28 protein-coding genes are annotated in these 24,519 nt (G+C 61.2%); 13 read left to right on the forward strand and 15 right to left on the reverse strand.

All coding sequences use genetic code 11. The annotated features are described in order from the left end of the window. The 3 genes from ACC569_RS08015 to coaBC all read right to left on the reverse strand — a co-directional run. The coding region (locus ACC569_RS08015) for a cache domain-containing protein (protein ID WP_372522989.1) at positions 1–774 on the reverse strand (774 nt) is incomplete at its 3' end. A 154-nt stretch (positions 775–928) separates the two neighbouring features. Further along, on the reverse strand, positions 929–1,384 hold the full coding sequence (gene dut / locus ACC569_RS08020) for a dUTP diphosphatase (RefSeq protein WP_372522990.1): 456 nt from the start codon (positions 1,382–1,384) through the stop codon (positions 929–931). Beyond that, complete coding sequence (coaBC, locus tag ACC569_RS08025; protein ID WP_372522991.1) at positions 1,384–2,613, reverse strand: bifunctional phosphopantothenoylcysteine decarboxylase/phosphopantothenate--cysteine ligase CoaBC; 1,230 nt, start codon at positions 2,611–2,613, stop codon at positions 1,384–1,386. The genes dut and coaBC overlap by 1 nt, the downstream gene beginning before the upstream one ends. Before the next feature lie 171 nt (positions 2,614–2,784). Between coaBC and radC the strand changes: the two genes are divergently transcribed. The 4 genes from radC to ACC569_RS08045 all read left to right on the forward strand — a co-directional run bounded on the left by radC (position 2,785) and on the right by ACC569_RS08045 (position 4,956). Continuing rightward, complete coding sequence (gene radC, locus ACC569_RS08030; protein WP_372522992.1) at positions 2,785–3,459, forward strand: DNA repair protein RadC; 675 nt, start codon at positions 2,785–2,787, stop codon at positions 3,457–3,459. Between the two features lie 160 nt (positions 3,460–3,619). Further along, entirely contained in the window at positions 3,620–3,856 is a 237-nt protein-coding gene (gene rpmB / locus ACC569_RS08035; protein ID WP_372522993.1) for a 50S ribosomal protein L28, read from the forward strand. Between the two features lie 140 nt (positions 3,857–3,996). After that, positions 3,997–4,164, forward strand: coding sequence for a 50S ribosomal protein L33 (rpmG, locus tag ACC569_RS08040; protein ID WP_372522994.1), 168 nt, complete (start codon positions 3,997–3,999; stop codon positions 4,162–4,164). Positions 4,165–4,356: 192 nt separating this feature from the next. Next, on the forward strand, positions 4,357–4,956 hold the full coding sequence (locus ACC569_RS08045) for an HNH endonuclease (protein WP_372522995.1): 600 nt from the start codon (positions 4,357–4,359) through the stop codon (positions 4,954–4,956). Positions 4,957–5,035: 79 nt separating this feature from the next. On the opposite strand, the gene ACC569_RS08050 is transcribed toward ACC569_RS08045, so the two are convergent. Continuing rightward, positions 5,036–6,226, reverse strand: a complete 1,191-nt coding sequence (locus tag ACC569_RS08050) for a fatty acid desaturase (RefSeq protein ID WP_372522996.1) — start codon at positions 6,224–6,226, stop codon at positions 5,036–5,038. Between the two features lie 110 nt (positions 6,227–6,336). On the opposite strand from ACC569_RS08050, the gene ACC569_RS08055 reads away from it, so the two are divergent. Beyond that, a complete protein-coding gene (locus ACC569_RS08055) occupies positions 6,337–6,777 on the forward strand; it encodes an NUDIX domain-containing protein (RefSeq protein ID WP_372522997.1) in 441 nt (146 codons plus the stop codon). Here ACC569_RS08055 and ACC569_RS08060 read toward each other — a convergent pair. The 6 genes from ACC569_RS08060 to purM form a co-directional block, all read right to left on the reverse strand. Continuing rightward, a complete protein-coding gene (locus ACC569_RS08060; protein ID WP_372522998.1) occupies positions 6,668–8,050 on the reverse strand; it encodes a mechanosensitive ion channel family protein in 1,383 nt (460 codons plus the stop codon). The two genes, ACC569_RS08055 and ACC569_RS08060, sit on opposite strands and share 110 nt — an antisense overlap. 182 nt (positions 8,051–8,232) lie before the next feature. Continuing rightward, the gene (locus tag ACC569_RS08065) at positions 8,233–8,664 is read right to left on the reverse strand and encodes a DsrE family protein (RefSeq protein WP_372522999.1); all 432 of its coding nucleotides are present in this window, start codon (positions 8,662–8,664) and stop codon (positions 8,233–8,235) included. Between the two features lie 40 nt (positions 8,665–8,704). Next, complete coding sequence (locus ACC569_RS08070) at positions 8,705–9,424, reverse strand: hypothetical protein (RefSeq protein ID WP_372523000.1); 720 nt, start codon at positions 9,422–9,424, stop codon at positions 8,705–8,707. Beyond that, positions 9,421–9,972: an RNA polymerase sigma factor gene (locus tag ACC569_RS08075; protein WP_372523001.1), complete on the reverse strand. Its 552-nt coding sequence runs from the start codon at positions 9,970–9,972 to the stop codon at positions 9,421–9,423. The genes ACC569_RS08070 and ACC569_RS08075 overlap by 4 nt, the downstream gene beginning before the upstream one ends. A gap of 110 nt (positions 9,973–10,082) precedes the next feature. After that, a complete protein-coding gene (gene purN, locus ACC569_RS08080) occupies positions 10,083–10,748 on the reverse strand; it encodes a phosphoribosylglycinamide formyltransferase (protein ID WP_372523016.1) in 666 nt (221 codons plus the stop codon). A gap of 116 nt (positions 10,749–10,864) precedes the next feature. Then, on the reverse strand, positions 10,865–11,908 hold the full coding sequence (gene purM, locus ACC569_RS08085; protein ID WP_372523002.1) for a phosphoribosylformylglycinamidine cyclo-ligase: 1,044 nt from the start codon (positions 11,906–11,908) through the stop codon (positions 10,865–10,867). 222 nt (positions 11,909–12,130) lie between these two features. Here purM and ACC569_RS08090 point away from each other — a divergent pair, with 222 nt between their 5' ends. The 4 genes from ACC569_RS08090 (at position 12,131) to ACC569_RS08105 (ending at position 15,175) form a co-directional block, all read left to right on the forward strand. Continuing rightward, positions 12,131–12,697: a CDP-alcohol phosphatidyltransferase family protein gene (locus ACC569_RS08090; protein WP_372523003.1), complete on the forward strand. Its 567-nt coding sequence runs from the start codon at positions 12,131–12,133 to the stop codon at positions 12,695–12,697. Continuing rightward, positions 12,690–13,763, forward strand: coding sequence for an AI-2E family transporter (locus ACC569_RS08095; protein WP_372523004.1), 1,074 nt, complete (start codon positions 12,690–12,692; stop codon positions 13,761–13,763). Before ACC569_RS08090 ends, ACC569_RS08095 begins: the two co-directional genes overlap by 8 nt. Then, entirely contained in the window at positions 13,760–14,503 is a 744-nt protein-coding gene (gene hda, locus ACC569_RS08100) for a DnaA regulatory inactivator Hda (RefSeq protein ID WP_372523005.1), read from the forward strand. Before ACC569_RS08095 ends, hda begins: the two co-directional genes overlap by 4 nt. A 189-nt stretch (positions 14,504–14,692) precedes the next feature. After that, positions 14,693–15,175: a C-GCAxxG-C-C family protein gene (locus tag ACC569_RS08105; protein WP_372523006.1), complete on the forward strand. Its 483-nt coding sequence runs from the start codon at positions 14,693–14,695 to the stop codon at positions 15,173–15,175. A gap of 94 nt (positions 15,176–15,269) precedes the next feature. Here ACC569_RS08105 and arsC read toward each other — a convergent pair whose 3' ends face one another. Then, positions 15,270–15,617 (reverse strand): arsenate reductase (glutaredoxin), encoded by a 348-nt coding sequence (gene arsC / locus ACC569_RS08110; protein WP_372523007.1) that lies wholly within the window; start codon positions 15,615–15,617, stop codon positions 15,270–15,272. 104 nt (positions 15,618–15,721) lie between these two features. Here arsC and ACC569_RS08115 point away from each other — a divergent pair, with 104 nt between their 5' ends. Beyond that, on the forward strand, positions 15,722–16,576 hold the full coding sequence (locus ACC569_RS08115) for a YihY family inner membrane protein (RefSeq protein WP_372523008.1): 855 nt from the start codon (positions 15,722–15,724) through the stop codon (positions 16,574–16,576). Positions 16,577–16,583: 7 nt separating this feature from the next. Here the strand turns inward: ACC569_RS08115 and ACC569_RS08120 are convergent, their stop codons facing one another. Continuing rightward, on the reverse strand, positions 16,584–18,212 hold the full coding sequence (locus ACC569_RS08120; RefSeq protein WP_372523009.1) for a hypothetical protein: 1,629 nt from the start codon (positions 18,210–18,212) through the stop codon (positions 16,584–16,586). 120 nt (positions 18,213–18,332) lie between these two features. Continuing rightward, positions 18,333–19,739: an aspartate ammonia-lyase gene (locus ACC569_RS08125; protein ID WP_372523010.1), complete on the reverse strand. Its 1,407-nt coding sequence runs from the start codon at positions 19,737–19,739 to the stop codon at positions 18,333–18,335. A 91-nt stretch (positions 19,740–19,830) separates the two neighbouring features. Here ACC569_RS08125 and ACC569_RS08130 point away from each other — a divergent pair, with 91 nt between their 5' ends. Then, entirely contained in the window at positions 19,831–20,340 is a 510-nt protein-coding gene (locus ACC569_RS08130; protein WP_372523011.1) for a TlpA family protein disulfide reductase, read from the forward strand. A gap of 97 nt (positions 20,341–20,437) precedes the next feature. Next, positions 20,438–20,710, forward strand: a complete 273-nt coding sequence (locus ACC569_RS08135) for an acylphosphatase (protein WP_372523012.1) — start codon at positions 20,438–20,440, stop codon at positions 20,708–20,710. Here ACC569_RS08135 and ACC569_RS08140 read toward each other — a convergent pair whose 3' ends face one another. Continuing rightward, positions 20,711–21,286: a lytic transglycosylase domain-containing protein gene (locus tag ACC569_RS08140; protein WP_372523013.1), complete on the reverse strand. Its 576-nt coding sequence runs from the start codon at positions 21,284–21,286 to the stop codon at positions 20,711–20,713. 178 nt (positions 21,287–21,464) lie between these two features. Here ACC569_RS08140 and relA point away from each other — a divergent pair, with 178 nt between their 5' ends. After that, positions 21,465–23,687: a GTP diphosphokinase gene (relA, locus tag ACC569_RS08145; protein ID WP_372523014.1), complete on the forward strand. Its 2,223-nt coding sequence runs from the start codon at positions 21,465–21,467 to the stop codon at positions 23,685–23,687. 168 nt (positions 23,688–23,855) lie between these two features. On the opposite strand, the gene ACC569_RS08150 is transcribed toward relA, so the two are convergent. After that, positions 23,856–24,519: His/Gly/Thr/Pro-type tRNA ligase C-terminal domain-containing protein (locus ACC569_RS08150; RefSeq protein WP_372523015.1), on the reverse strand; the 664-nt coding region annotated here is incomplete at its 5' end.

The raw sequence follows: 24,519 nt of genomic DNA on the forward strand, positions 1-24,519 counted from the left end.
CAGGGCGAGCAGGATGAAGGCAAAATAGAAAATCCTGTTTCCGGAGAGAATCGCGGAGGGGACTTCGCCGGACTGGAACATCAGCGTCCAGCGGCTGTCACTCGGAGTACTGACGACGGACGCGGTCCCGGCGCTCGCCACCTGGCCGAGGGCGATGACGGTTTGCCACTGATCGTCCGCCATCGCTTGTTGCAGTTCCATATACCCGCCCGGCGGCAATGCCAGCTCGATAGCGGACTGCAGCGGTGCGCGCGCGAAGCTCGCGAGCAGATAGCCGGCCGGCTTCCGGTTCTCATCCCGGACCGCCACGGCTATATCGTAGTGCTCGGTGGCGGCACCGATGGCATGAAATTCCGGCGCGACGGGAGTATTGGCCATGGAGACGCGGCGGATAAAGTCGAGACAGGCGCGATCCAGCGTTTCGGTGGAGGGCATCGTTCCGGGGCCGTTCCGCGGCAACAGCCGCACCGCCACGGCGCCCGGCAGCATGGATTTGATCTCATCCTCTTTTCGTTCCCGTTCCGCTGGGACGCCGCGTTGCAACACGCCCAGCACGCCCGGCTGGCCCGCGATCTTTTCCAGCCTCTGGCGCTGTTGCGTGAGCAGTTCGGTGATGCGATCGGACGCCGCGCGCGCGGTTTGGGACGCTCGATGCTGGTAGGAGGACAGCTGCAGGTCGTGCATCGCCAGGTAGCCGGCGTAGCCGGCCGCGGCAAAACACAGGAGCAGGATCAGGAAGACCTGAAAATGAACGCGTGTCAGCGACTGGGCCATGATGGTGGCAGATCTCTTGGCGTGGCGGTTTTCAGTCCGTTAGCAGACATATTCCTTATCTATAAACATAGGAGAGTCTGCCGCGGCTGGCCAGTATAAGGCTTCCTCTTCCGACCCGTGGCGAGAAATTACGGACACGCGACGAGACAGGGGGTTATTTTCGCCCGGAGTGACCGAATCCGCCCGCGCCGCGCCGGCTTTCCTCGAAATCTTCCACGACCTGAAATTCAGTCTGCACCACCGGCACGAACACCATCTGGGCGATACGGTCGCCGGGTTCGATGGTGAACGGCTCGCGACCGCGGTTCCACACCGAAATGAATATCTGGCCCTGGTAATCCGAGTCGATGAGGCCCACGAGGTTGCCGAGCACGATGCCGTGTTTGTGCCCGAGACCGGAGCGCGGCAACAGCACCGCGGCGAGATCGTTTTCGCCGATATGGATGGCGATTCCCGAGGGCACGAGATGCGTCTCGCCGGGCGCAATGTGCAGATGTTCGTCGAGGCAGGCGTATAGATCCATCCCCGCGGAACCGTGCGTGGCGTAGTGCGGCAGCGGAAATTCGGCGCCGATGCGCTTGTCGAGGATTTTGACTTCCACTTTTTGCATTAGGGTCTCCGTAACCGGTGCACCTTGGTGGCGTTTTTGGCGCGATATCTTGCGGCGATATGGTGGATGAGGGCGCGCGCGAGCTTCGTCTTCGGCTGGGTGGGGAGCTCGATGACGCCCTCGCGCTCGACCAGCAGCAGGCTGTTTTCGTCCGCCGCAAACCCGATGTCCGCGCCGACGCGGTTGGCGGCGACGAGGTCGAGGTTTTTGTTTTCCAGTTTCCGGCGCGCCTGCGGCTCGATGTTTTCGGTTTCGGCGGCGAAACCGACCGTAAACGGCGCGGGCCGGAGCGCCGTCACGCTGGCGAGAATATCGGGGTTGCGTTCCAGTTCGAGCGCCATCGTTTCCTCCGTTTTCTTTATCTTCCGATCCGCGGCTCGTACCGGGCGGTAGTCGGCGACGGCGGCGACACCGATAAAGATGTCCGCCGCCGCGGCATGCTGGTGCACCGTGTCATACATTTCCTGCGCGCTCTCCACGCGCAGCGTGCGCACGCGTTCGGGGTCCGGGAGCGACGTGGGGCCGGAAACCAGGATGACCCTGGCGCCCGACTCGGCCGCGGCCTCGGCGACGGCGTAACCCATCTTGCCCGAGCTGCGATTGGTCAGGCCGCGCACCGGGTCGATGGCCTCCCAGGTCGGCCCCGCGGTGACGAGCACGGTCAGGCCGTCGAGTTCGCCGGTGGCGAAGAGTTCCGAGGCAAGCGTCACCAGCTCGACGGGTTCCAGCATGCGGCCGGGGCCGACTTCGCCACAGGCCTGTGATCCTGCCGCCGGACCGAAAATCCGGATGGCGTTTTTTTTGATCGTCGCCAGGTTCGATTGGGTGGCGGCATTGTTCCACATCTGCTGGTTCATCGCGGGCGTGACCGCGACCCGGGCCTCGGTCGCGAGACACACCGCGCTCAACAGATCGTCGGCGCGTCCCTGCGCCAGACGCGCGAGGAAATTGGCGCTCGCCGGCGCCACCAGCACGGCGTCGGCCCAGCGCGCGAGCTCGATGTGGCCCATGCCCGCCTCGGCACTGGTATCGAGAAAATGCTGATGCACCGGATGACCGCTTACCGCCTGAAGAGTTAAGGGTGTGATGAACTCCGTGGCCGACCGGGTCATGATCACGCGCACCTCGGCGCCCGCGTCGCGCAGACGCCGCACCAGGTCGGCGCTTTTGTATGCCGCGATGCCGCCGGTGACGCCCAGCAGGACATGTTTATTTATCAGACTGCCCATATGTTAAAGTGTACTTGCCCGGGAAGGGATGAGACAAATATTTAGTGTTTCTGAAAAACATGATTTTGAACCGCCAAGACGCCAAGGTCGCCAATTTTTCACTCCTATATGCCTTTCTTGGCAACCTTGGCGGTTTAATCCTATTTTGTTAGAGGTCCTAAGGATGACTCAATGGTGATCAGCGAATGGCCGGAACACGAACGGCCGCGTGAAAAGCTGTTGCAGCAGGGTCCGGCGACCCTCTCGGACGCCGAGTTGCTGGCTATTTTCATTCGCAGCGGCGTTCCCGGCAAAACCGCCGTGGACGTGGCGCGCGACCTGCTCGCCCGATTCGGCGGTCTGCGGGAACTGCTGGCGGCGAGCATGGAGGAACTGTGCGAGGCGTCGGGCATGGGCGAGGCCAAATACGTGCAGCTGCAGGCAAGCCTGGAAATGGGGCGCCGGTTTCTCGCGGAAAAGCTCAAGCGCGAGGTGACGCTGGGTTCCACCCGGGACACGATGGATTTTCTCCAGGCCCAGTTGCGGGATCGCAAAAACGAGGTGTTCTGCGTGCTGTTCCTCGACAACCGCCACCGGGTGCTGGCCTTCGAGGAACTGTTCCAGGGAACTCTGAACGGCACCGCGGTGTACCCGCGGGAGGTCATCAAGCGTGCGCTCAAGCATAACGCCGGCGCCGTGATCCTGGTGCATAACCACCCCTCCGGGGTAGCTGAGCCCAGCCGGGCGGATGAACTCCTGACCACCCGCCTGCGGGAGGCGCTGACGCTGGTGGATATTCGTTTGCTGGATCATCTGGTAGTAGGGGACGGCGAGATGGTGTCCTTCAGCGAACGGGGCCTGATTTAGTCGCGGCGCCGGCTTTGTTGCGCCGGCGCGCCTCGCCACATCATCCGCCGGATTGGCTAAATCAGGGGTCTGCGGGGAGGCCCCTACACAGACCACCTTATATCTGATATAAAAGCCGTCCTTTGAAGGCCCCCGGGCCATCCGTTTAGGGAGATTTCCGATGTCGAGAGTATGTCAGGTGACGGGCAAGCGCGTACGCACGGGCAATAACGTGTCCCATGCGAACAACAGGACCCGCCGCCGCTTCCTGCCCAATTTGCAGAATCGCCGCCTGTGGGTGGAGAGCGAGAAACGCTGGGTGTCGCTGCGCCTGTCGAGTCAGGGCTTGCGTACCATCGACAAGAAGGGCATAGACGCTGTACTGGCCGAGATGCGCGCCCGCGGCGAGAAGGTATAAGAGGGCGAGCCGGAAACAGACGAAGACACTTAACGTTTCTTCGTCCCGGCGAGCGCCCGTACATGGATGTACGGGCCGGGGTAAATCGAGACCCATGAGCAACGCCATGGATGGCATGACAAGATTTATTGGAGGTTTGTATGGCCAAATCAGCACGTGAAAAGATCAAGCTCGTCTCAAGCGCCGGGACGGGGCATTTCTACACCACGACCAAGAACAAGCGCACCACCCCGGACAAGCTCGAGTTCAGGAAATACGACCCGGTGGTCCGCAAGCATGTCGCCTATAAGGAATCCAAGATCAAGTAGGTGTGCCCCTTGGTCTCGAGAATCTTCGATAAATAAAGCCCGGCCTGCCGGGCTTTATTGTTTCCGCTATCCTTAGGTACATGGCGGAAAGCATTGCTCAGGCGGCCCTGTGGAGGCTTGGCTATGTACAAGCCCCCGTTTTTCTGAGATAAATATCGCCCGTAACGGTTTTTGATTTAGGGAAGGCCCGTTGTGTATGCATTAAATCAGCAAGTATTGAGGACCGACGCATCGGGGATGCCGCTTGAATGGATTGATTTCAAAGAGGCCGTGCGGGTCTATCACCTCGGGCAGGTGGCCTACACCTGCGGCGTATCGCTGTACCATATCCGCGGCGGGTACAACGCCGTCACCGGCCGGCGCTCCGTCATCGAGATCAACTCCATCATCGCGACCCACGGGGACAGCCACGCCGTCCTGAAGGCGCGGGCGCATTACGTCCCGCCGCTCAACAACCAGACGTTGTTCGCCCGCGACGCCCATCTGTGCATGTATTGCGGCGGGCAGTTTTCCTCCCGGGGCCTGTCACGCGACCACATCAAACCCTTGAGCATCGGCGGCACGGATACCTGGAACAACGTCGTGACCGCCTGCAAACGCTGCAACAACCACAAGGCGGGACGCACGCCGGAGCAGGCGGGGCTGGAACTGATCGCAGTGCCGTTCATGCCGACTCACGCTGAATACATTTATCTCCAGGGTAAGCGGATTTTGGCGGACCAGATGCATTTTCTTCTGGCGCATTTCCCGCGCCACAGCCCGCTGCACAAGCGCCTGGCCAGACCAGCCTGAAGTGCCCTGCCATGAAAACAAAAAAACCCGCCAGTGGCGGGTTTTTTATTTGTCGAACGGAAATTGAAACAGCGATAAATCAAGTCGCGGCTGGTACGAGAGTGTAAGTCCGCAGCTTCTGCGAAAAATGACGCAGTGCCTCGATACGGGTGGCCTCGGCCTCGCGGCACCATTCCTGCAATGCCTGCAGCAGGTGATCCTGCGTGGTGGCGGAGCGCTGCCAGACGTCCTGCAGTTTCTGCTTCATGACATACACGGTCTTCAGCGTGCCGTTATTTTCCAGTACCGTATCCAGCCACTTGCGCGAGGCTTCATCGAGCAACCCCGCCTCGCGCACCATCAACCGCCGTGCGCGCTTGAGCAGCGTCCAGGATTCGCGGTCGGCACGATCGGCCTTCTTCAGTTCCTCGCGATGCACACGCTGCATCACCTCGTGCGCAAACTGCGACATGACCAGGAAGCGTGCCGTGATCACGGCCTTCACCGTGTCGACATCGATGTGCTGTTTGGCGGAATCGCAGGTGAGCTCCGGCGGAATCTTTTTGATGCGCGCCAGCCCCAGTGCCTTCATCGTCTGGATGTACAACCAGCCGATATCGAATTCCCACCACTTGGACGAAAACTTGGCAGAACTCCCGAAGGTGTGATGATTGTTATGCAGCTCCTCGCCGCCGATCAGGATGCCCCAGGGGACGATGTTGGTGCTGGCGTCGGCTACCTCGTAATTGCGGTAGCCCCAGTAATGGCCGACCCCGTTGATGATGCCGGCCGCAAAGATCGGAATCCAGATCATCTGTATCGCCCAGATGGTAATGCCGATCGGGCCGAAGAGCACCACGTCGATCACGAACATCAAGACCAGGCCTTTCCCGCTATGGCGCGTGTACAGGTTGCGCTCGATCCAGTCATCCGGCGTGCCGTGACCGTACTTCTCCATCGTTTCGAGGTTTTTCGATTCTTTGCGATAGAGTTCCGCGCCCTGCCACATCACCGTGCGGATGCCGAATTGCCGGGGGCTGTGCGGATCGTCCGGTGTTTCCACCTTGGCGTGGTGCTTGCGATGGATGGCCGCCCATTCTTTCGTGACCATGCCGGTGGTGAGCCACAGCCAGAAGCGGAAGAAGTGGCTGACGATGGGATGAAGATCAAGCGCCCGGTGGGCCTGGTGACGGTGCAGATAGATGGTGACAGCGGCGATCGTGATGTGAGTAAAGATAAGTGCAACGATGATGTATCCCCACCATGGGAGAGTGATCAGTCCTTCAAGCATTCGTAAAACCCCATTTAATTTAACAATGTACTGTGTAAGTATACCAGAAACAGCCCATAACCGCGTGTTGTCGCGCGATCCCCGGCAAAAGCGCTCCAATCCGAAAGAATATGCCTGCACCGAAGACGCCAGCGCTCACCACGGACATCATTATTGAGCTCAAGGATCGTCCGGATGTGCCGATCGTGCTGATCCGGCGCAAGAACCCGCCGCATGGCTGGGCCTTGCCCGGAGGGTTTGTCGACGTCGGTGAATCGCTCGAACATGCCGCCGTGCGCGAAGCCGAAGAGGAAACGGCGCTGCGCGTGACGCTCAAGATACTATTGGGTTGTTACTCCGATCCGACACGCGATCCGCGCGGTCACACCGCCTCGGCGGTGTATGTCGCCGAAGCAGTGGGCGAACCGCGCGCGCAGGACGATGCCGCGGGCGTGGCGATATTCAGTCCGGAGGGTTTGCCTTCGCCGCTCGCTTTTGACCACGCGCGGATTTTGCGCGACTACCTGATTTGGCGTCAGCAGGGGAAATTGCCGCGTCTGGAAATTCCTTGATGTACACGTCACGCTGCGGGAAGGGCAGGCTAATGCCCGCGGTTTTGAAATCCTTCCAGATATGCTGGAAAAGATCGGAGCGCACGTCGGCGCCGCGTTCCGGATCTTCGATCCAGACGAGCAATTCCAGATTCACGCCATTGTCCCCGAAACCGGTCAGCACGGCCGCGGGTGCGGGATCCTTCAGCACGCGGTCGTGCTCCAGTGCAATGCGTTCGAGACGCGCGATGACTTGTTCCGGATCGTCGTTATAACCGGTCTGCACCGGCAGCCGCAGGCGGATACGACGATCGCCCTCGTAGGACCAGTTGGTGATATCGGAGGTCATGAGGTTTTCGTTGGGCACGAGAATATCCATGCCATCGCGCGTACGAATCACGATGTGGCGCGTGTGCAGCGCCCTTACCGTACCGAAGGTGTTGCCGAAACTGATGATATCGCCCGGGCGTATGGAGCCTTCGAAGACGAGGATGAAGCCACTGACGAAGTTGCTCACCACGCGCTGCAAGCCCAGGCCCAGTCCCACGCCGAGCGCGCCGCCAAAGATCGCGAACGCCGTGATGTCGATGCCCGACATCATCATGGCCATGAGCACCGCCAGCGTCAGAAGCGTTATCTTGATGAGCTTGGACAGCGCGATCTTCATGCTGTCCTCGAGGACCTGACTGCGCCGCACGCGGTTGCGGACGGTGTTGGACAGCCACAGCGCGACCAGCAGCATGATAGCGATGGACAACACGAAACTTACGACGTTGAGCAGAGAAATGCGCAGCTTGCCGAAGCTGAGCGCGTAGTCGTCGAGCAGTTGTTCGACCCAGGGCAGCCAGCCGAGGATATGCAGCGCGACCAGGGTCCAGATCGTGACTGTCAGCACGCCCTCCCAGGCCTTCAACGGTCCGCCCGGGCTGAAACTGTGACGCAGCACGAACACGCCCATGCGGATCACGGCGAGCGCGCCGGCGAGGATCATCGCCGGCCGCAGCAGGCCGGTGGGCCAGCCCTGGTTGCGCAGGACGGCGGAGAACGCCAGCAGCCATAGCCACAGCAGCAGGGGAACGAGGGCCAGGGCGCCGGAACGCATCGCGGTGCGGCGCACACCCTCGATGCCGCCCGCTTGGGCGACGCTCTGCAGCCGCGGCAGCAGCCGGTCACCGATCAGTTTGGCGAGCAGCAAGCCGGCGAGAAAAATACCGATCTGCCACCACGTGGACGGCGCATTCAGGAAATCGCGGATTGCCTCGTTCGAGGGGAGGGCTTCAAGCAGTTCTTGCATTTTCTGTTAGGAACCGGGTCCGCCGATGGCGTCCTTGCGTGTCAAGAATAGCGAGTCACCCGGACAAAAAAAAGCCCGCATACGCCGCGGGCTGGAGGAGAGAGACAGCTGTGCTGTCTCAGGGCTTGATGTACACGCAGCCTTTCCGCTGCATTCTGGCACGGGCTACGCGGGATCCCGCTTCACGGTTTCAGATAGGCGTATCCTTCCTGCTGAAGTTTTGTTACCTCGACGACACCGGATGGAACGAGCTTCGCCTCCGGAATCACTTTTTTCGGGTCGATCTTCCTGCGCTCCAGGGTGATTTTACACACTCGGAATTCCACCCCTTTCGCGGCAAGCGCCGCGACCGGGCCGCTATACAGGTTTCCATTCTTGTCTTCAGCACCTTCCAGAAGAAAATCAACCCCGGCGCTATGCGTCACTACTACAATCTTTGCCGTGGGGTCTACGGCAAGATGATTCTGAATATTCCGCAATGCATCGGTGGCCTGCTCATTTCCAAGGTTGACGTGGTAGATGACCTTATTGGCTCCGGCGGCGTAGCTCGCGTTGACCGGAATCAAGCCAAGTGGAAGCAGAGCGATGAGGCTAAGTAAAAAAAGCTTACGCATGAATGACTCCTCCTTACTGGTTAAGTAATTTACAAAATATTTAGACCTGTAAATAGACCCAACCCTCGTGCTGCCGGCGCATGATCTGCGCCACGCCAGAATCGATGGTGACAACGCCGGGCAGCAGCTTGGCCGTCAGGCCCAGTTCTTCCTGATAACGGTCGATGGTATTCTGGCAGGCAACGAACGTCAGGCCGTGATATTCCTTTTGCATTTTCTGGATACGCTCGGCGAAGGGCGAGATGCCGGCGAGCAGCAGGCTCAGGCCCTCGCCGTTGGTGATCACTTCCACGCGTGCCTTCTGATGCAAGCGCCGGTAATACTTCATCAGGTCTTCGACGTCATCCAGAACGGATTTGAGATGTTCGGTATTACCGTCGCTCACGTGGAACAGCACCTTGGCCGGCTCCTCGGGGTTTGACATCACTTGGGCGACGGCAGCGTCCTGTGGCGCACGCGGCTGGTGCAGGAACCAGCCGCCCATGCCACCGACAATGACGAGCGCCAGTCCGGCGACCAGGCCGACAGCGTATTTACGGCCGGCGGCGGCGAAGCTTGCCATGCCCCGTTCCGGCAACGGCGGTTCCTTGTAGGCGAGTTGAACCATGTCGCGGACCTTGCGCAGCTCGCAGATCTGCCGGTTGAGCGCCTCGTTACCGGACAGGTGCGCGTAGACCTGCGCCTTTTCTTCCGGCGTCAACTGGTCGTCGACGAAGGCGTTGATGAATTCGTCAGAAAACTTCTGTTCTTCGTTACTCATTTGATTCTCCGGATTTTCGATTCTTCAGCAGCGGTCCTGGGAGCAAAATCTCCCAGCAGGTCCTTGAGGGTGTGACGCGCCCGACACAAGCGGCTCATGACCGTACCGATCGGCACATTCAGAATCTGGGCCACTTCCAAATAGCTCAAACCCTGAATGTCCACCAGCGTCACGACTTGACGCTGACCTTCCGACAGTCTGGCGATGGCCTCCCTGACCCTGAGGACCACTTGTTGCTCGCTGCTCTCCTTCTCCGGGGTGGATTCATGGGTTATGGTATTTTCGTCGATCTCTTCCGTGACACGGCGGCGGCGGAAATGATCGCGGTAACAGTTCACGAGGATGCTGTACAGCCACGCTTCGCCGGCGTTCGGATCGCGCAACTGGCCGGATTTCTGCAGCGCCTTGGCCAGCGTCTCCTGCACCAGATCGTCCGCGAGCGCGGCGTTGTGCGTCCAGGCGTAGGCGATGCGGTAAAGCCGTCGCCGATGCTGTTCGAGTCTCGCCTTGGCTTCGCGTGTACGGCCCAGGAAATTGAAAACATCCATCGTGGTTTAAGGGGCGCTGTTTGGCCGCTGGGGCAATACTTGAAAGACGCAACCGGCCCGGGGTTTATTCCAGGCGCCGGCTTTCTCCTATCATTATATGGTCAGCGGGATTACGGAAGGGGCTCAGGACCGTCGCGCTGCAGGCCCTGTTCCGGGCGTTGTTGCCCGTCCAGCAGTACGCGGCCGTTCTCCACGGACAGCCGCCCGGCCAGAAACCAGCCGATGGCCTTGGGGTAAATCCGGTGTTCTTCCATAAGCACACGTTCAGCAAGGGTTTCGGGAGCGTCATCCGGCAGCACCGGCACGGCGGCCTGAATGATGACGGGACCGCCGTCGACCTCGTGTGTGACGAAGTGCACGCTGGCGCCATGATGCGACGCGCCGCTTTGCAGAGCGCGCGCGTGAGTGTTGAGTCCGGGAAACGCCGGCAGCAGCGAAGGGTGGATGTTGAGCAGTCGCCCGGCGTAATGATCGATGAAGGCGTTGCTCAGGATGCGCATGAACCCGGCGAGCACCACGACCCGCGGGTGGTAGGCGTCGATGCTCCGCATGAGTGCCTGGTCGAATTGTTCGCGCGTGGCGAAGTCGCGGTGATCGATCGTGTGCGTCGGAATCCCCGCGGTGCGCGCCCGTGCCAGTCCCGGCGCGCCGGGTTCGTTGCCGATGACAGCGCGGATCTCGGCCGGCAAGCGCCCGGAGTTCACCGCATCGATGATCGCCTGCAGATTGCTCCCGCGGCCCGAGATCAGCACCACGATGCCGGCGCGCGCGGCGATTCCGTGCGCGGAGTCGGACTGGATGGCTGATGACGGCGATGTCAAAGTCGAATTCTGCCCTGGACGCCTCGGCTGTTTCCTCCGGGCGGATTCATTTGCTGGGAAAGATGGTCGTGTTACTTGAGAATGACGACCTGATCTTCTCCCGAATGTGGTTCGATGTGACCGATGATGGCGGCGGTCTCGCCGGAGGTCGCTAGCAGCTTGAGGGCCTTCTCGGCGTCGGCCGCGTCGAGCGCCAGCACCATGCCGATGCCGCAATTGAAGGTGCGGTACATCTCGAATTCCTCGACGCCGCCCATTTCCTGCAACCAGTCGAAAATCGCGGGACGTTTCCATGCGCGTGCATCGATCACGGCGCGCACACCGGCCGGCAGCACGCGCGGGACGTTGCCCGGCAGTCCGCCGCCGGTGATGTGTGCCGCGGCGTGCACCGGCAGTTCGCGCAGCAGCGCTAGCAGCGGCTTGACGTAGATACGCGTGGGCGTCAGCAACACTTCGCCCAGCGAACGGCCGTCAAACGCCTGATCGAGTTTGGCCTTGCGCACTTTGATGATCTTGCGGATCAGCGAATAGCCGTTCGAATGCGCGCCGCTCGAGGCGATGCCGATCAGCGTGTCGTTCGGCTTGACCCGCGAGCCGTCGATGATTTTTGATTTTTCGACCACGCCGACGGTGAAGCCGGCGAGATCGTAATCGCCCGCGCCGTACATGCCGGGCATTTCCGCCGTCTCGCCGCCCACCAGCGCGCAGCCGGCCTGGCGGCAGCCTTCGCCGATGCCGCGGATCACCTGTTCCGCGGCTTGGTTGTCGAGCTTGCCGGTGGCGTAGTAGTCGAGGAAGAACAGCGGCTCGGCGCCCTGCACGATAATGTCGTTGACGCACATGGCCACGAGGTCGATGCCGATGGTGTCATGGCGCTTGAGTTCGATGGCGAGCTTGAGCTTGGTGCCGACGCCGTCGGTGCTCGAGACCAGTACCGGCTCGCGGTACTGGCCCGGCGGAATCTCGAACATCGCGCCGAAACCGCCGACCCCGGCCAGCAGTCCGGGGCGCCGGGTGGCGTTCGCGATCGGCCGGATGGCGTCGACGAGCGCGTCGCCTGCATCGATGTCCACACCGGCATCGCGGTAGGAGAGGGAAACGCGCGGTTTATTCACGTCAGGCTCCGGGAATCTTCAGGGATGCGTATGGTAGGGCGAGCCGCCGTTGGCGTAAACATCCCGTGAACGCGCAAAACGCTCATTCGGGGCGCCCGTGGCGCGGATCGCGAATGGCTTTTTCCCCGGCGAAACCGAGGGTTGACTTGGACCGGCCCTGACTATAGCTTGCCGCGGTACCGGGCATGACCCGGACGCCCATCCTGAATCGCGAGCAACCCGATGGTGAGCATCTCCCAGCTGCCGAACCTGATCACGATTTCACGCATCGCCCTGGCGCCGGTGCTGATTCTGCTCCTCAAGGACCAGGAATACGCCGCCTCGCTGGCGGTGTTCGTCATCGCCGGCGTGTCCGACGGACTTGACGGTTTTATCGCCAAGCGCTTCCACTTCGAGAGCCGTCTCGGATCCATTCTCGATCCGCTGGCCGACAAGATCCTGCTCTTGAGCAGTTATGTGATGCTCACGATGCTGGATCATCTGCCGTTCTGGCTCATGCTCACCGTGGCGTTTCGCGATCTGCTGATCGTTGGCGGCTATCTGGTTTATACCTCGATGGTCGGGCCGGTGCAGATGCGTCCCAGCTGGCTGAGCAAATTAAACACCTTCATGCAGATTGCGCTCGTCATCGTGATCCTGGCGCAACAGGCGCTGCACTGGGTTTACCCGCCGGCGATCGAGGCGCTGATCTACGCGGTATTGCTGACGACGGTGGCCAGCGGCGGGCATTATCTCTGGACCTGGCTGGTGGTCAAGGAAGTCGAGCCGATGAAGGAAGGCCGTGGCTGACGCCCGCGCGCTCTTGCCGTTCGTCCTGATCGCTCTCGGCGGCTGGCTGTTATATCTGTTGGCGCCCGTGCTCACGCCATTTCTGGTCGGTGGCCTGCTGGCCTACCTCGGCAATCCCGTGGTCAACCGCCTGGTGCGCTGGCATCTGCCCCGGCCGCTCGCCGTGGTGCTGGTGTTCGTGCTGTTTCTGCTGCTCCTGATCGCACTGCTGCTGTATCTGATTCCCGCCTTGCAGACCCAGGTGGCGGCGTTTATCGCCAAGACGCCGGTCTATCTCGACTGGTTGCAGCATACCGGGCTTCCCCAGCTGCAAGCCTGGCTCGGCGTGGACCTGGCTCTGGACATGGCGGCGCTGCGTCAGGCCTTGCTCGATCACTGGCGCGAGGTGGGCGGTTGGGCGAGCGCCTTGTTTCTTTATGTCAGCCGCTCCGGCTTGAGCGTGATCGGTTGGATGGTCAACCTGCTACTGATTCCGGTGGTGACCTTCTATCTGTTGCTCGACTGGAACCGTCTGCTGGCGCGCAGTTTGGCGCTGGCGCCGCCACGCCGGCAGACGTGGGTGGCTAACCTCGCGCGCGAAACCGACGAGGTGCTGGGGAGTTTCCTGCGTGGCCAGCTGATGGTCATGATGTCGCTCGCCACCATTTACTCCGTCGGGCTCACGCTCGCCGGACTGGATCTCGCGCTGCCGATCGGCGTGCTCGCGGGCCTGGTGAGTTTTGTCCCTTATGCCGGTTTCATCAGCGGACTGATTGCCGCGGCGCTTGCGGCGTATCTGCAATTTCATGACTGGTTGCCGTTGCTGTGGGTGGCCTGTGCTTTCCTTACCGGACAGGTGCTCGATAGCCTGTGGCTTACGCCGCGGCTGGTGGGAAACCGCATCGGCCTGCATCCAGTCGCGGTGATCTTTGCCGTGATGGCGGGCGGGCAGTTGTTCGGTTTCACCGGCGTGCTGCTGGCGCTGCCGGCGGCCGCGGTACTCAAGGTCTGGTTGCGGCATGGGCGCCGGATGTACGCCGGCGATTCCACAAAAAAACGCCGTCCACCCGGACGCCCGTCACCATGAGCCAGCAGCTTGCGCTGAACCTGCGCCTCAAGGACGGGTCGTCGTTCAGCAACTTTCTTCCCGGCCCCAACCGCGAGGCGCTGGAGCGCCTGCGTACCGCCGTCGTGACCGCGGCGACCCAGGAGAAAGCGCTGGATAAAATGTTGTTCCTCTGGGGCACGGAAGGCTGCGGCAAGTCGCATCTGCTGCAGGCCGCCTGCCGGCTGGCGCAGGAGCTGGGCATGGCGCCGGTGTATGTGCCGCTGGCCGAGGCCGCGGAGCTTTCGCCGTCGCTGCTGGAAGATGCCGAGAAGGCTCCACTCGTATGTCTGGATGACATGGAGCGCGTCGCCGGACGCACCGATTGGGAAGCGGCGTTGTTCAGTCTGACCGAACGGATGCGCGTCGCCGGTGGCCTGCAGATCAGCGCGGCCAATGTCCCACCCGGACGCTTGGGGTTACGGCTGCCAGACTTGGCCAGCCGGCTCGCGTGGGGAACGGTCTATGCGCTGCAACCCCTTGGCGACGCGGAGAAACTCGAGGCGGTGCGGCTGCGCGCACGCAATCGCGGCTTCGAGATGCCGGAGGACGTGGTGCAGTACATCCTCAGCCGCTACCCGCGCGACATGCGCTCGCTGTTCGATTTGCTGGATCGCATCGACCGGGCTTCGCTCACCCATCAGCGACGCGTCACGATTCCGTTCCTGCGCGAGTTGGAGGCGATGCATTACGAGGACGCCGGGATAGGAAAAAAATCTTGAACCGCCGTTGAACACCGGTACCTGGAAGCAACGGCTGGGCTAACGTAAAACCTTTGAGGCCGCCGTCTGGATGGCTTGATAAACCAGTGTGTTGCCGCTGCCTTGGCAGTAATTCACCCACCAACTTGGCATTTTCCGGCCAAGGCGTATAGTTTGTATATAAGAGTTCTCTTATATACAGAGGTGCGTATGAATATCGAGGAAAAGCACGTGCTCGCCGAGCAGGCCTATCAAAAAGCGCTGCGCTACGAGCTGGACTACGGCTGCTGTCCGCAGTGCGTTCTCGCCGTGGTCCAGGAAACGGTCGGTTTTGTCGATGACAATACCATCAAGGCCAGTCACGGACTTTCCGGTGGCGGCGGGCTGATGGGACAAGGGGCCTGCGGCGCCTTGAGCGGCGGGCTCATGGCGCTCAGCGCGAAATTCGGCCGTGACCGCCACAAGCTCGACGCCGGTCGCGGCATCAACAACTTCAAGAAAAGCAAAGAACTGGTAGAACGGTTTCGCAACGAGTTCGGCGGCATCACCTGCGAAGAGCTTCAGAAACAGTTTACCGGCCGGACCTACGACATGTGGAACGCCGAAGAATACAAGGCATTCGATAACGCGCGCGGCACCCAGTGCGCCCACGCGACCGCCACGGTCACCAAGTGGCTCGTCGAGATCCTGTGATATTCGTTGCAGTATAGAAAAACAGGGCGGTGGGATTAATCTTTAATCGCTCTTTTCGTCAAAGCCGGGTTAGCTTACTGCGATAATCCCTGTTTCAAATAATCTTTAGCACATTCTCCGGCGGCCTCCCGAGCGCGGCTTTGTTGCCGGACACTACAATGGGTCGTTCGATCAGGCGCGGATACTTGGCCATCGCGCTTACAATCTCCGCGTCGGTGACATCGGGCCGGTCGAGCCCGGCCCTTTCGTATTCTTCTTCCTTGCGGCGCAGTAGTTCGCGTGGCGACAGGCCCAGCAGTTTCAGCAGGCGCTTGAGTTCCGCCTCGGTGGGTGGCGTGACGAGATATTCGATGACCTTCGGTTTTATGCCGCGCTGCTCCAGCAATGCGAGCGTCTGTCGCGACTTGGTGCAACGGGGATTGTGATAGATCGTGACGGACATCGGACCTCCGGACCCTGGTTGGGGTGATAATATGCCCCTGATTTTGACCGCAGGGCGGCGTCGGCGGCAAGTGCCGGCGGCCATAATTCGACTAACATAGGGACATGAACTTTCTCCGGGCGTGCTTTCGGTTACTGCGCTGGGTCGTGCAACGGTTCCGCGAAGATCGTTGTACGCGCGTGGCCGGGGCGCTGTCATTCACGACATTGCTGGCGCTGGTGCCGCTCACGGCGGTCACGTTCGCAATCTTTTCCCGCTTCGAGATATTCGAGTCATGGATGACGATGGTGCAGGAGTTCATCTACGGCAATTTCGTTCCCGCTTCGGGCGAGGCCGTCAGCCATTATTTGCAGAAGTTCGCCGCCAACGCGGGCAAGCTCACGATCTGGGGCCTGTTGTTTCTCTTCCTCACCTCGCTCATGCTCATGGCCACGATCGAGCGGGTGTTCAACGACATCTGGCACGTGCCGCATACCCGCAAACGCCTGCATCGTTTCCTCAGTTACGGCGCACTGCTGGTGCTGGGACCGATGCTGATCGGCATCACCCTGTCTTCCACCTCTTATCTGGTTTCTCTGCCGCTTTTCTCGCGCGACGCGCCCCTCGGTGGCGTGAAGATTTTTCTACTGGCGGCGGCGCCGATGATTTTCGAATGGCTGGCGTTCTGGATGCTGTACGTCGTGGTGCCGAATTATCGCGTGCGGCGGCGTCACGGCCTGATCGGGAGCCTGTTTGCCACGCTGAGTTTCGAGATCGCCAAGCGCGGTTTCGCGTTTTTCGTGACGCACTTCGCGAACTACAAGGCGATCTACGGGGCCGTCGCTGCGTTGCCGGTGTTCCTGATCTGGATCTATTTGTCGTGGACCATCATCCTGGCGGGGGCGGTCATGACGGCGACCCTGCCCGAATGGCGGCGTCCGCAGGCCGTGCGTCAATGGCGCCGAAGGCGACCGACGTAACCCCGATTCAGCTGTCCAAGATCTCGAAGCTGAATTGTTCGAATGAGTGGCTGGCCTCAATAAGCCTGGTGGGTGCGATCCGGTACAGCCGATAGCCGTTGTCCATGAATATCTCCACGCCCGGTTTGCCTATGCCGCGCTGAGTGATCAGGGTCTGCAACTGCTTGAGCGGTTTGATTTCCGGCAGCAGCAGCGCCGCTAGAAAATCGCTTTCTATCTGCTTTTCCGACACGGTCTTGATCACCGCGGGCTCGGCGCTCGGGGCCAGATGCTGAATGCCGATTTCGATGTTCGACGAACCGGGGCTTTTCGCCCAGCGGATCACGCCCACATCCCAGGAACCGCCTTCGCCGGGGGCGCGGGTAATAACGAGGTCACCGACTTGGACCGGTACGCGAATCTGGCCGCTCTTGGAGAGTGACAATCCGCCGGCACCTTCGTCCTCGACGTTCCACGTCGAATATTCCCGTTCCGACATCCACGCCGTGGCGGGTTTCTTTTCCTCGATCCCCAGTTGAGTGCGTTGCGGCATGGGCCCCACGAAGTTGGAACTGACGACGAATTTTTTCCCGCCGTTGATCCAGTAGTTGATGGCATCGAGCCCGATGGCGATGTCCACCCGACGACCGCTGCGCTGACTGCGGCGAAAGCTGCGCTGCGGGTTGATGCCCCAGGCGCTGATGCTTCGTTTCAGAAAATCCTGGCCGGCTTCCTGGAAAAAATTTTCCTGTAATCCTTCGGGCGGCGGTGTCTGCCCGCTCTTGAGCAGGGTCAGTTGCGCATGGGCCTGGCGCGCCAGCTCCACGGTATTGAGCAGGCGGCAATGATTGAGCTTGTCCGGCACGGTATCGGCGGAGTACACGATGCCGGCGCAGTCTTTTTCCTGGTCGATCAGGAACTGGCAGGTGGGGTTGTAGGTTTGTGTAACTTGGGACAGTTGCGCGATCGATGCCCAGCGGTCCAGATAATGATGGATCCGGTCGATCATGCGCGACGGCAAGTGATAGGGATCGCTGAAATCGAGCAGCAGTGCCTGCTTGTAGGCGTGGCTCACGCTGCTCTTGGCCAGGGCCTTGTTCAGCGGGTCATCGACCTCTATCTCGATGATCCTCGACTTTTCGGCGTGCGTGAACAGCGCATGGATCTCCTGCCAGGTGCCATCCGGGTAAGGCGCGTAGATCTGGTAGGAGGCGGTCAGCACACCGGTCAGATGACGGATGGCGCGCTGGACGGTGAGCGCCAGCATCATTAGTGCCTTGCGGTCGCCGGCTTTGTCCGTGCTATTCAGTACGATGCGCTTGTAACCGTTGGCCAGCTCCATCTGGAGCTGGCGATTTTGCTCGGCGATCGTCCTGTGCTTCTCGGAAAGCGGCAGCGGCAAGCCGATATACTGCTTGGTGAGTTCGAGCGAGATCTCGTTGACCGGATGACGAAAAAGCTCCAGCAGTTCCAGCCGGCGAGGGTTGTCGAATTCCACCCGGTTGTGGATAGTCAAGGTGGATAACAGCTTGCGGCTGGTCTCCGCGATATTGAGCAGCGGCAGATCCTCGAGCCATTTTTTCACTTTTGGCGGCTGCAACTCCATGTCTTCGGAGCTGCGCGCGGACAAGCTCGGCACGGACAGTACTAATTGCATTCAGGACTCGCTGTTGTTATTACGGGTATCGTAGGCGAAGTGTAGACCCCGGTCCGCGGCTTCACAATTTCCAGCCGTCCGGAGTTGTCTTGCACAATGGGTTTGATTGGAATGCCGACGCTACCGGCGCGGAGAAATGATGTTGCCCTCGATCGCCGCGCGCTCGACCAGGCGGTCGAACTCCTCGGTGCTCATCAGACCCTTTTCCGCGACCACGTCGCGCACCGGCCGGCCGCTGCGTTCGGACTCCTTGGCCACCTCGGCGGCGGCACTGTAGCCGATGGAAGTATTGAGGAGCGTGGCGAGCCCGACGCTGGTGCGCGCCAGTTCGCGGCAGCGATCATGATTAACCTTGAGGCCGCGCAGGCCCTTTTCCGTCACGGCACTCACCGCATGGGCGAGCCAGTCCATCGCGTCGAACAGCGCCGAGCCGAGCGCCGGCATCATGACGTTGAGTTCGAGTTGTCCCGCCTGGGTCATGAGGGCGACGGCGTGATCCTGCCCGAGCACCTGATAGCACACCTGGTTCAGCATCTCGAACATGACCGGGTTGACCTTGCCCGGCATGATCGAGGAACCCGGTTGCACCGCCGGCAATTCGATTTCACCGAAGCCGGTGCGCGGACCCGAGGCCAGCAGGCGCATGTCGTTGGCGATACGCGTGAGTTCCAGAGCCAGCGCGCGAATGCTCGCCGAGAGCTGTTGCAGGTCATGCATGGATTGCATTTGCGCGGCGAGATCGTCGGCGGAGCGGATCGGTTCCCCCGTGAGGCGAGCCAATTCCCCGGCGACGTGCATGGCGTAGTCGGGCACGGTGTTGAGTCCGGTGCCGGCCGCCGAGCCACCGAGGCCGATCTCGCACAACAACGGAATGTTTCCACGCAACTGATGCGCGCCGCGGTGCAAAATCCAGGCATAGGCGGCGAACTCGCGCCCGATTGTCGTCGGCACGGCGTCCTGCAAGTGGGTGCGCCCGCTCTTGACGGTATTTATCTCGCGGCGCGCGATGACTTCGAACTCGTCGGCCATGCCGTGGATGGCGGCGAGCAGCCGCGGCAGCTTGGCCAGCGCGGCGAGACGGATAGCCGTGGGAATGGTATCGTTGGTGCTCTGACCCATGTTGACGTGGTCGTTGGGATGCACCGGCTTGTATTCGCCTTTCCGGCCGCCGAGCGCCACGTTCGCGAGGTTGGCGAGCACCTCGTTGGTATTCATGTTATGCGAAGTGCCGGCGCCGGCCTGGAACCGGTCGACGACAAATTCATCGAGATGCTTGCCCGCGATTAGCGAGTCCGATGCCTCGATGATGGCGTGCGCCAGCCGCGGTTCGAGAACACCGGCCGACTCATTGACCGCCGCCGCCGCGCGCTTGATCCGGACATGGGCGATGATGAAGTCCCGGTCCGGCCGTCTGTCGGAAATTGGGAAGTTTTCCACCGCCCGCGCCGTCTGTATGCCGTACCAGGCGTCGAACGGCACCGGGTACTCGCCCAGCGAATCTTTTTCGGTACGGAATTTTTTGCTCATGGCGGACTCCAATTCAGTCGACGGATTATAGGGTTGGTGCCGCGGGAATGCATCTGTGCTTCCATTCATGAATCTCCGAGCGGAGGGTAACGTGCTTCAACGAATCAGGTTTTTTGTCATGGTGTTGCTGATGGTGCCGGGACCGGTCCTGGCGGCGGCCCCGGATGTCCGGCTGCAGGACATGGACGGCAAGGACCATCATGTCAGCGAATTCATCGGTCAGGGAAAATGGACCATCGTTACGGTCTGGTCCGCCGACTGTCCCATCTGCCGGCGCGATATTTACCATATGACGTTTTTCCACGAGGAGCACCGCAAGACCGACGCCACGGTGCTGGGCCTGTCCATCGACGGTCAGGCCGGGCGTGACAAGGCCAAGGCGTTCGTCAACGATCAGACCCTCAACTTTCCGAACCTGCTCGGCGAACCGAGCGACCCGAGCCGTCTCAGCGGCGCCATGTTCATCGGCACGCCCACGTATTATTTCTTCTCGCCCGAGGGAAAATTCACGACCCAGCGCATCGGCCCCGTGACGCAGGCGCAGGCGGAGGACATTCTGCGGGGCCTCGAAAATCAGCGTCTCAAAACGCCTAAGAAATAATTTTGAACCGCCAAGGCGCCAGGAACGCCAAGAAAGGCGATTCTTTGGGATCAAAAACGTGGCGCTCTTGGCACCTTGGCGGTTTAAAATATTAATAATGAATCATTGTCGGCATTTTCTGGTTTCCGGGCGGGTACAGGGCGTGTTCTTCCGTACCGCGACGGAAGACACCGCGCGCCGGCTTGGGCTTACCGGCTGGGTGCGCAATCTTGCCGACGGAAGCGTGGAGCTGGTGGCCTGCGGCGCGGAGGCGAAGCTCGCGGAACTGGAGCGCTGGCTGTGGCAGGGACCGCCGCGGGCGCGCGTCGAGCAGGTAAGTTCGCGGGAAACGGAACTGCAAACGTTCAGCGATTTTTCCGTCCGCGGCTGACTACTGCCGGAACCAGCGCGTCCGCAGAACCTTGTCCACCTTGAGCGGATAGTCGCGCTCGCGCGTGCCGTTGTAGCGTTTGAGCGCGGCGTACAGATTGCCTTTTTCTTTGTCGAGATAGTATTTGAGTATCGTGCAGCCGAGCCGCAGATTGGTCTGGAGGCGGAACAGGCTGTCGCCGGGTGCACCGATTTCCTTCAGCCAGAACGGCATCACCTGCATCAGTCCGCGCGCGCCGACCGTGGAGATCGCGTACTGGTTGAAATCGCTTTCCACGTCGATGACCGACAACACGACCTCGGGCGAGAGTCCGGCGCGACTCGCCTCGTAGTGCACGTTCTTCAGCAGCTCCACGCGGTAATGCGTCTCGGGCACGCGTGTCGAAAGACGTCGCGACATATCCGCCAGCCACACCTCGCCGTCGAAGTGGTCGTGGAAGCTGTCGGTTTCCTGCGCCGCCTGTTTCACGAGCTGGCGCAGCTCCGGGTCGATCGCCGTCGCTTGCGTTTTCTCGGCAAGCGCGGGTTGCGCGGCGTGTGCACCGCCGGCCAGAGCCAGGCAGGCGGTTAACGTCACGGTGAAAAGTATCAGCGTTGATCTGGCGATTATCATATAGGGCCGTTTGCGCGCAGTCCGGGACTATGGACATTGTCGGCGACGGGAGCAATCATGACATGGCAATACAGGAAGTATAGACAGTAAAACTTTACCGCCAGTCAGCCCGGCACGACCGTCTCCGAGGAACGACATCATCATGGCCAAATCCACGCAAACCTCCGCCACCGCGGGCACGCCCGAGGCGGGCGACGTGGAGGCCTGGCTGGCCGCCGTCGCCGCCGGAAGACCGGCGGAGGAAGGGGACATCCTGCGCCGTGCCGCGTCCCTGGCATCCCGGGCGCATGCCGGACAGCGGCGCGCCTCCGGCGAACCGTATGTCCGGCATTCGCTGGCGGTGGCGAAGATCCTCGCCGACCTGGGGCTCGATCACGAAACGCTGGCCGCGGCAGTTCTGCATGACGTGGTCGAGGACGGCGGCATCGCGCTGGAGGACCTGAAACACGATTTCGGCGCGCGCATCGCTAGTCTCGTCGACGGCGTGACCAAGATGAAAGTGATCCAGGAATTTCAGCGCGATCCCTCGGGTTCGCGCCGCGAGCACGCCCAGGCGGAATCCCTGCGCAAGATGCTGCTGGCCATGGCCGAGGACGTGCGCGTCGTGTTCATCAAGCTCGCCGACCGCCTGCACAACATGCGTACCCTGGATGCTCTGTCCGCGGAGAAACAGAAACGCATTGCGCGCGAGACCATGGATATCTTCGCACCGCTCGCCAACCGTCTCGGCATCTGGCAGATGAAGTGGGAGCTCGAGGACCTGGCGTTCCGTTATCTGGAACCCGCCGAGTACAAACGGATCGCCGGTTTCCTCGCCGAACGGCGCGAGGACCGCGCGGCTTATATCGAACGTTTTGTCGCTACGCTCGCGCGGGAACTGCGCCAGGCCGAAATCGCGGCCGAGGTCAGCGGCCGGCCGAAGCACATCTACAGCATCTGGCGCAAGATGCAGAAGAAAGGCCGGGACTTCGAGCGCATCTACGACGTGCGCGCCGTGCGTGTGCTCGTCAACGACATCCGTGACTGTTACGCCGCCCTCGGCGTGGTGCATTCGCTGTGGCAGCACATCCCCGGCGAGTTCGACGACTACATCGCGACACCGAAGGAAAATCACTATCGCTCGATCCACACCGCGATGATCGGCCCGGATGGCAAGACGGTGGAAGTGCAGATACGCACGCACGACATGCACAATCAGTCCGAGCTGGGTGTCGCCTCCCACTGGCGCTACAAGGAAGGCGCAAAGGAAGGCGCGCGCGCGGACAAGAGTTACGATGCCAAGATTAACTGGCTGCGCAGCCTGCTCGAATGGAAGGACGAAATCGCCAGCGCGAGTGATTTTGTGGATCAGTTCAAATCCGAGGTCTTCAGCGAGCGCGTGTACGTGTTCACGCCCAAGGGCAACATCGTCGATCTGCCGGCGGGATCCACGCCGCTCGACTTTGCTTATGATATTCACACTGACGTCGGGCACCGTTGCCGCGGCGCCAAGGTCAATGGCCAGATGGTGCCGCTCACCCATCCTCTCACGACCGGTGACCGCGTCGAGGTGCTGACGGTCAAGCAGGGCGGGCCGTCGCGCGACTGGTTGTCGCCGCACCTCGGTTACCTGCACACCTCCAAGGCGCGCACCCGGGTGAGTCACTGGTTCCGCGAGCAGAATCTGGAGACGAGCATCGCCGAGGGACGCGTCGTGCTGGAGCGGGAGTTCCAGCGTCTGGGTATCGGCGACGTGAATTACGAGAAGCTCGCGAGCCGTTTCCAGTTTCACCGGGTGGACGATTTCCTCGCGGCCGCCGGACGCGGCGACATCAAACCGGCGCAGATCATGGCGGCGGTGCAGGAATTCGCCGGGCACGCGCTCAAGGAGGCGCGGCCGGTTTTTGCCCCGCGCGCGCCCACCGCACCGCGCCCACCCGCCGGTGTGACCATTCAGGGCGTGGGCAATCTGCTCACGCGCACGGCCAAGTGCTGCAATCCATTGCCGGGCGATCCCATCGTGGGTTTCATCACCCGTGGGCAGGGCGTGACAATCCATCGGCAGAACTGTCCGAATGCGCTGCGGCATCATGACGAGCATGACGAGCGGCTGATCGAGGTGAGTTGGGGCGCGGAAGCCGGTCAGACCTATCCGGTCGAGGTGGAGATTACCGCCTATGATCGTGCCGGCCTGTTGCGGGATATCACGTCGCTGCTCGCCAACGAAAAAATCAATGTGTTGGGCGTGAGCACGGTGACCGACAAGAACCAGGCCGCGCACATGACCTTCACGCTCGACATTCCGAATCTCGAGATATTGAGCCGGATTCTTGCATTGCTCGATCAGATTCCGAACGTGCTGGAAGTGCGGAGGAAGGCGCGTTAGCACTGCTCTTGAGCGGCGCGCGGAGGCGGCGCGAAGTGCTTGTTATGCGCTTTATTTCGATTTCTAATTAGGCCCGTGAACTTGGCGGTTAATGTGCTCGACTAGGAAAGAGCGTTTATCATTTGTTCAAAGAATGTTGGGGTTCGTGAGACTCACCCCAACCTACATTCAGGTTTTTATTGTCTCGCGCAGGGTCCGGACGATCTCACCCAAGGGCACTTCGCGGACCTGCTTGTCCTTCCGTCCCTTGTATTCGATCACGCCCTTGGCCAGACCCTTGTCGCCGAGCACGAGGCGGTGCGGAATGCCGATCAGGTCCATGTCGGCGAAGATCACGCCGGGTCGCTCATCGCGGTCATCGAGCAGTACATCGAAACCCGCGTGCACCAGTTCGCCGTAGAGCCGGTCAACGGTTTCGCGCACGGCGGGAGACTTGTTGTAGCCGATGGGAACCAGCGCGATCTGGAACGGCGCAATGGCATCGGGCCAGATGATGCCGTTGTCGTCGTGGTTCTGTTCGATGGTCGCGGCCACCACGCGCGAGACGCCGATGCCGTAGCAGCCCATGAGCATGGTGACGGACATTCCGGCTTCATCGAGCACCGTCGCTTGCATCGCCTCGCTGTACTTGGTGCCGAGCTGGAAGATGTGCCCGACCTCGATGCCGCGGCGGATCGAGAGCGTGCCGCTGCATTCAGCTTGGTCGGAAGCGGGGCAGGGGTCGCCATCGACCACCTTGCGCAGATCGGCCACGATCGGCTCGGCGGCGTCCCGCCCCCAGTTCACATTAATAAGGTGTTTGCCGTTGACGTTCGCGCCGCAGACAAAATCG

Source organism: Sulfuricaulis sp. (assembly GCF_041499725.1).
In the GTDB taxonomy this organism is placed as follows: domain Bacteria; phylum Pseudomonadota; class Gammaproteobacteria; order Acidiferrobacterales; family Sulfurifustaceae; genus Sulfuricaulis.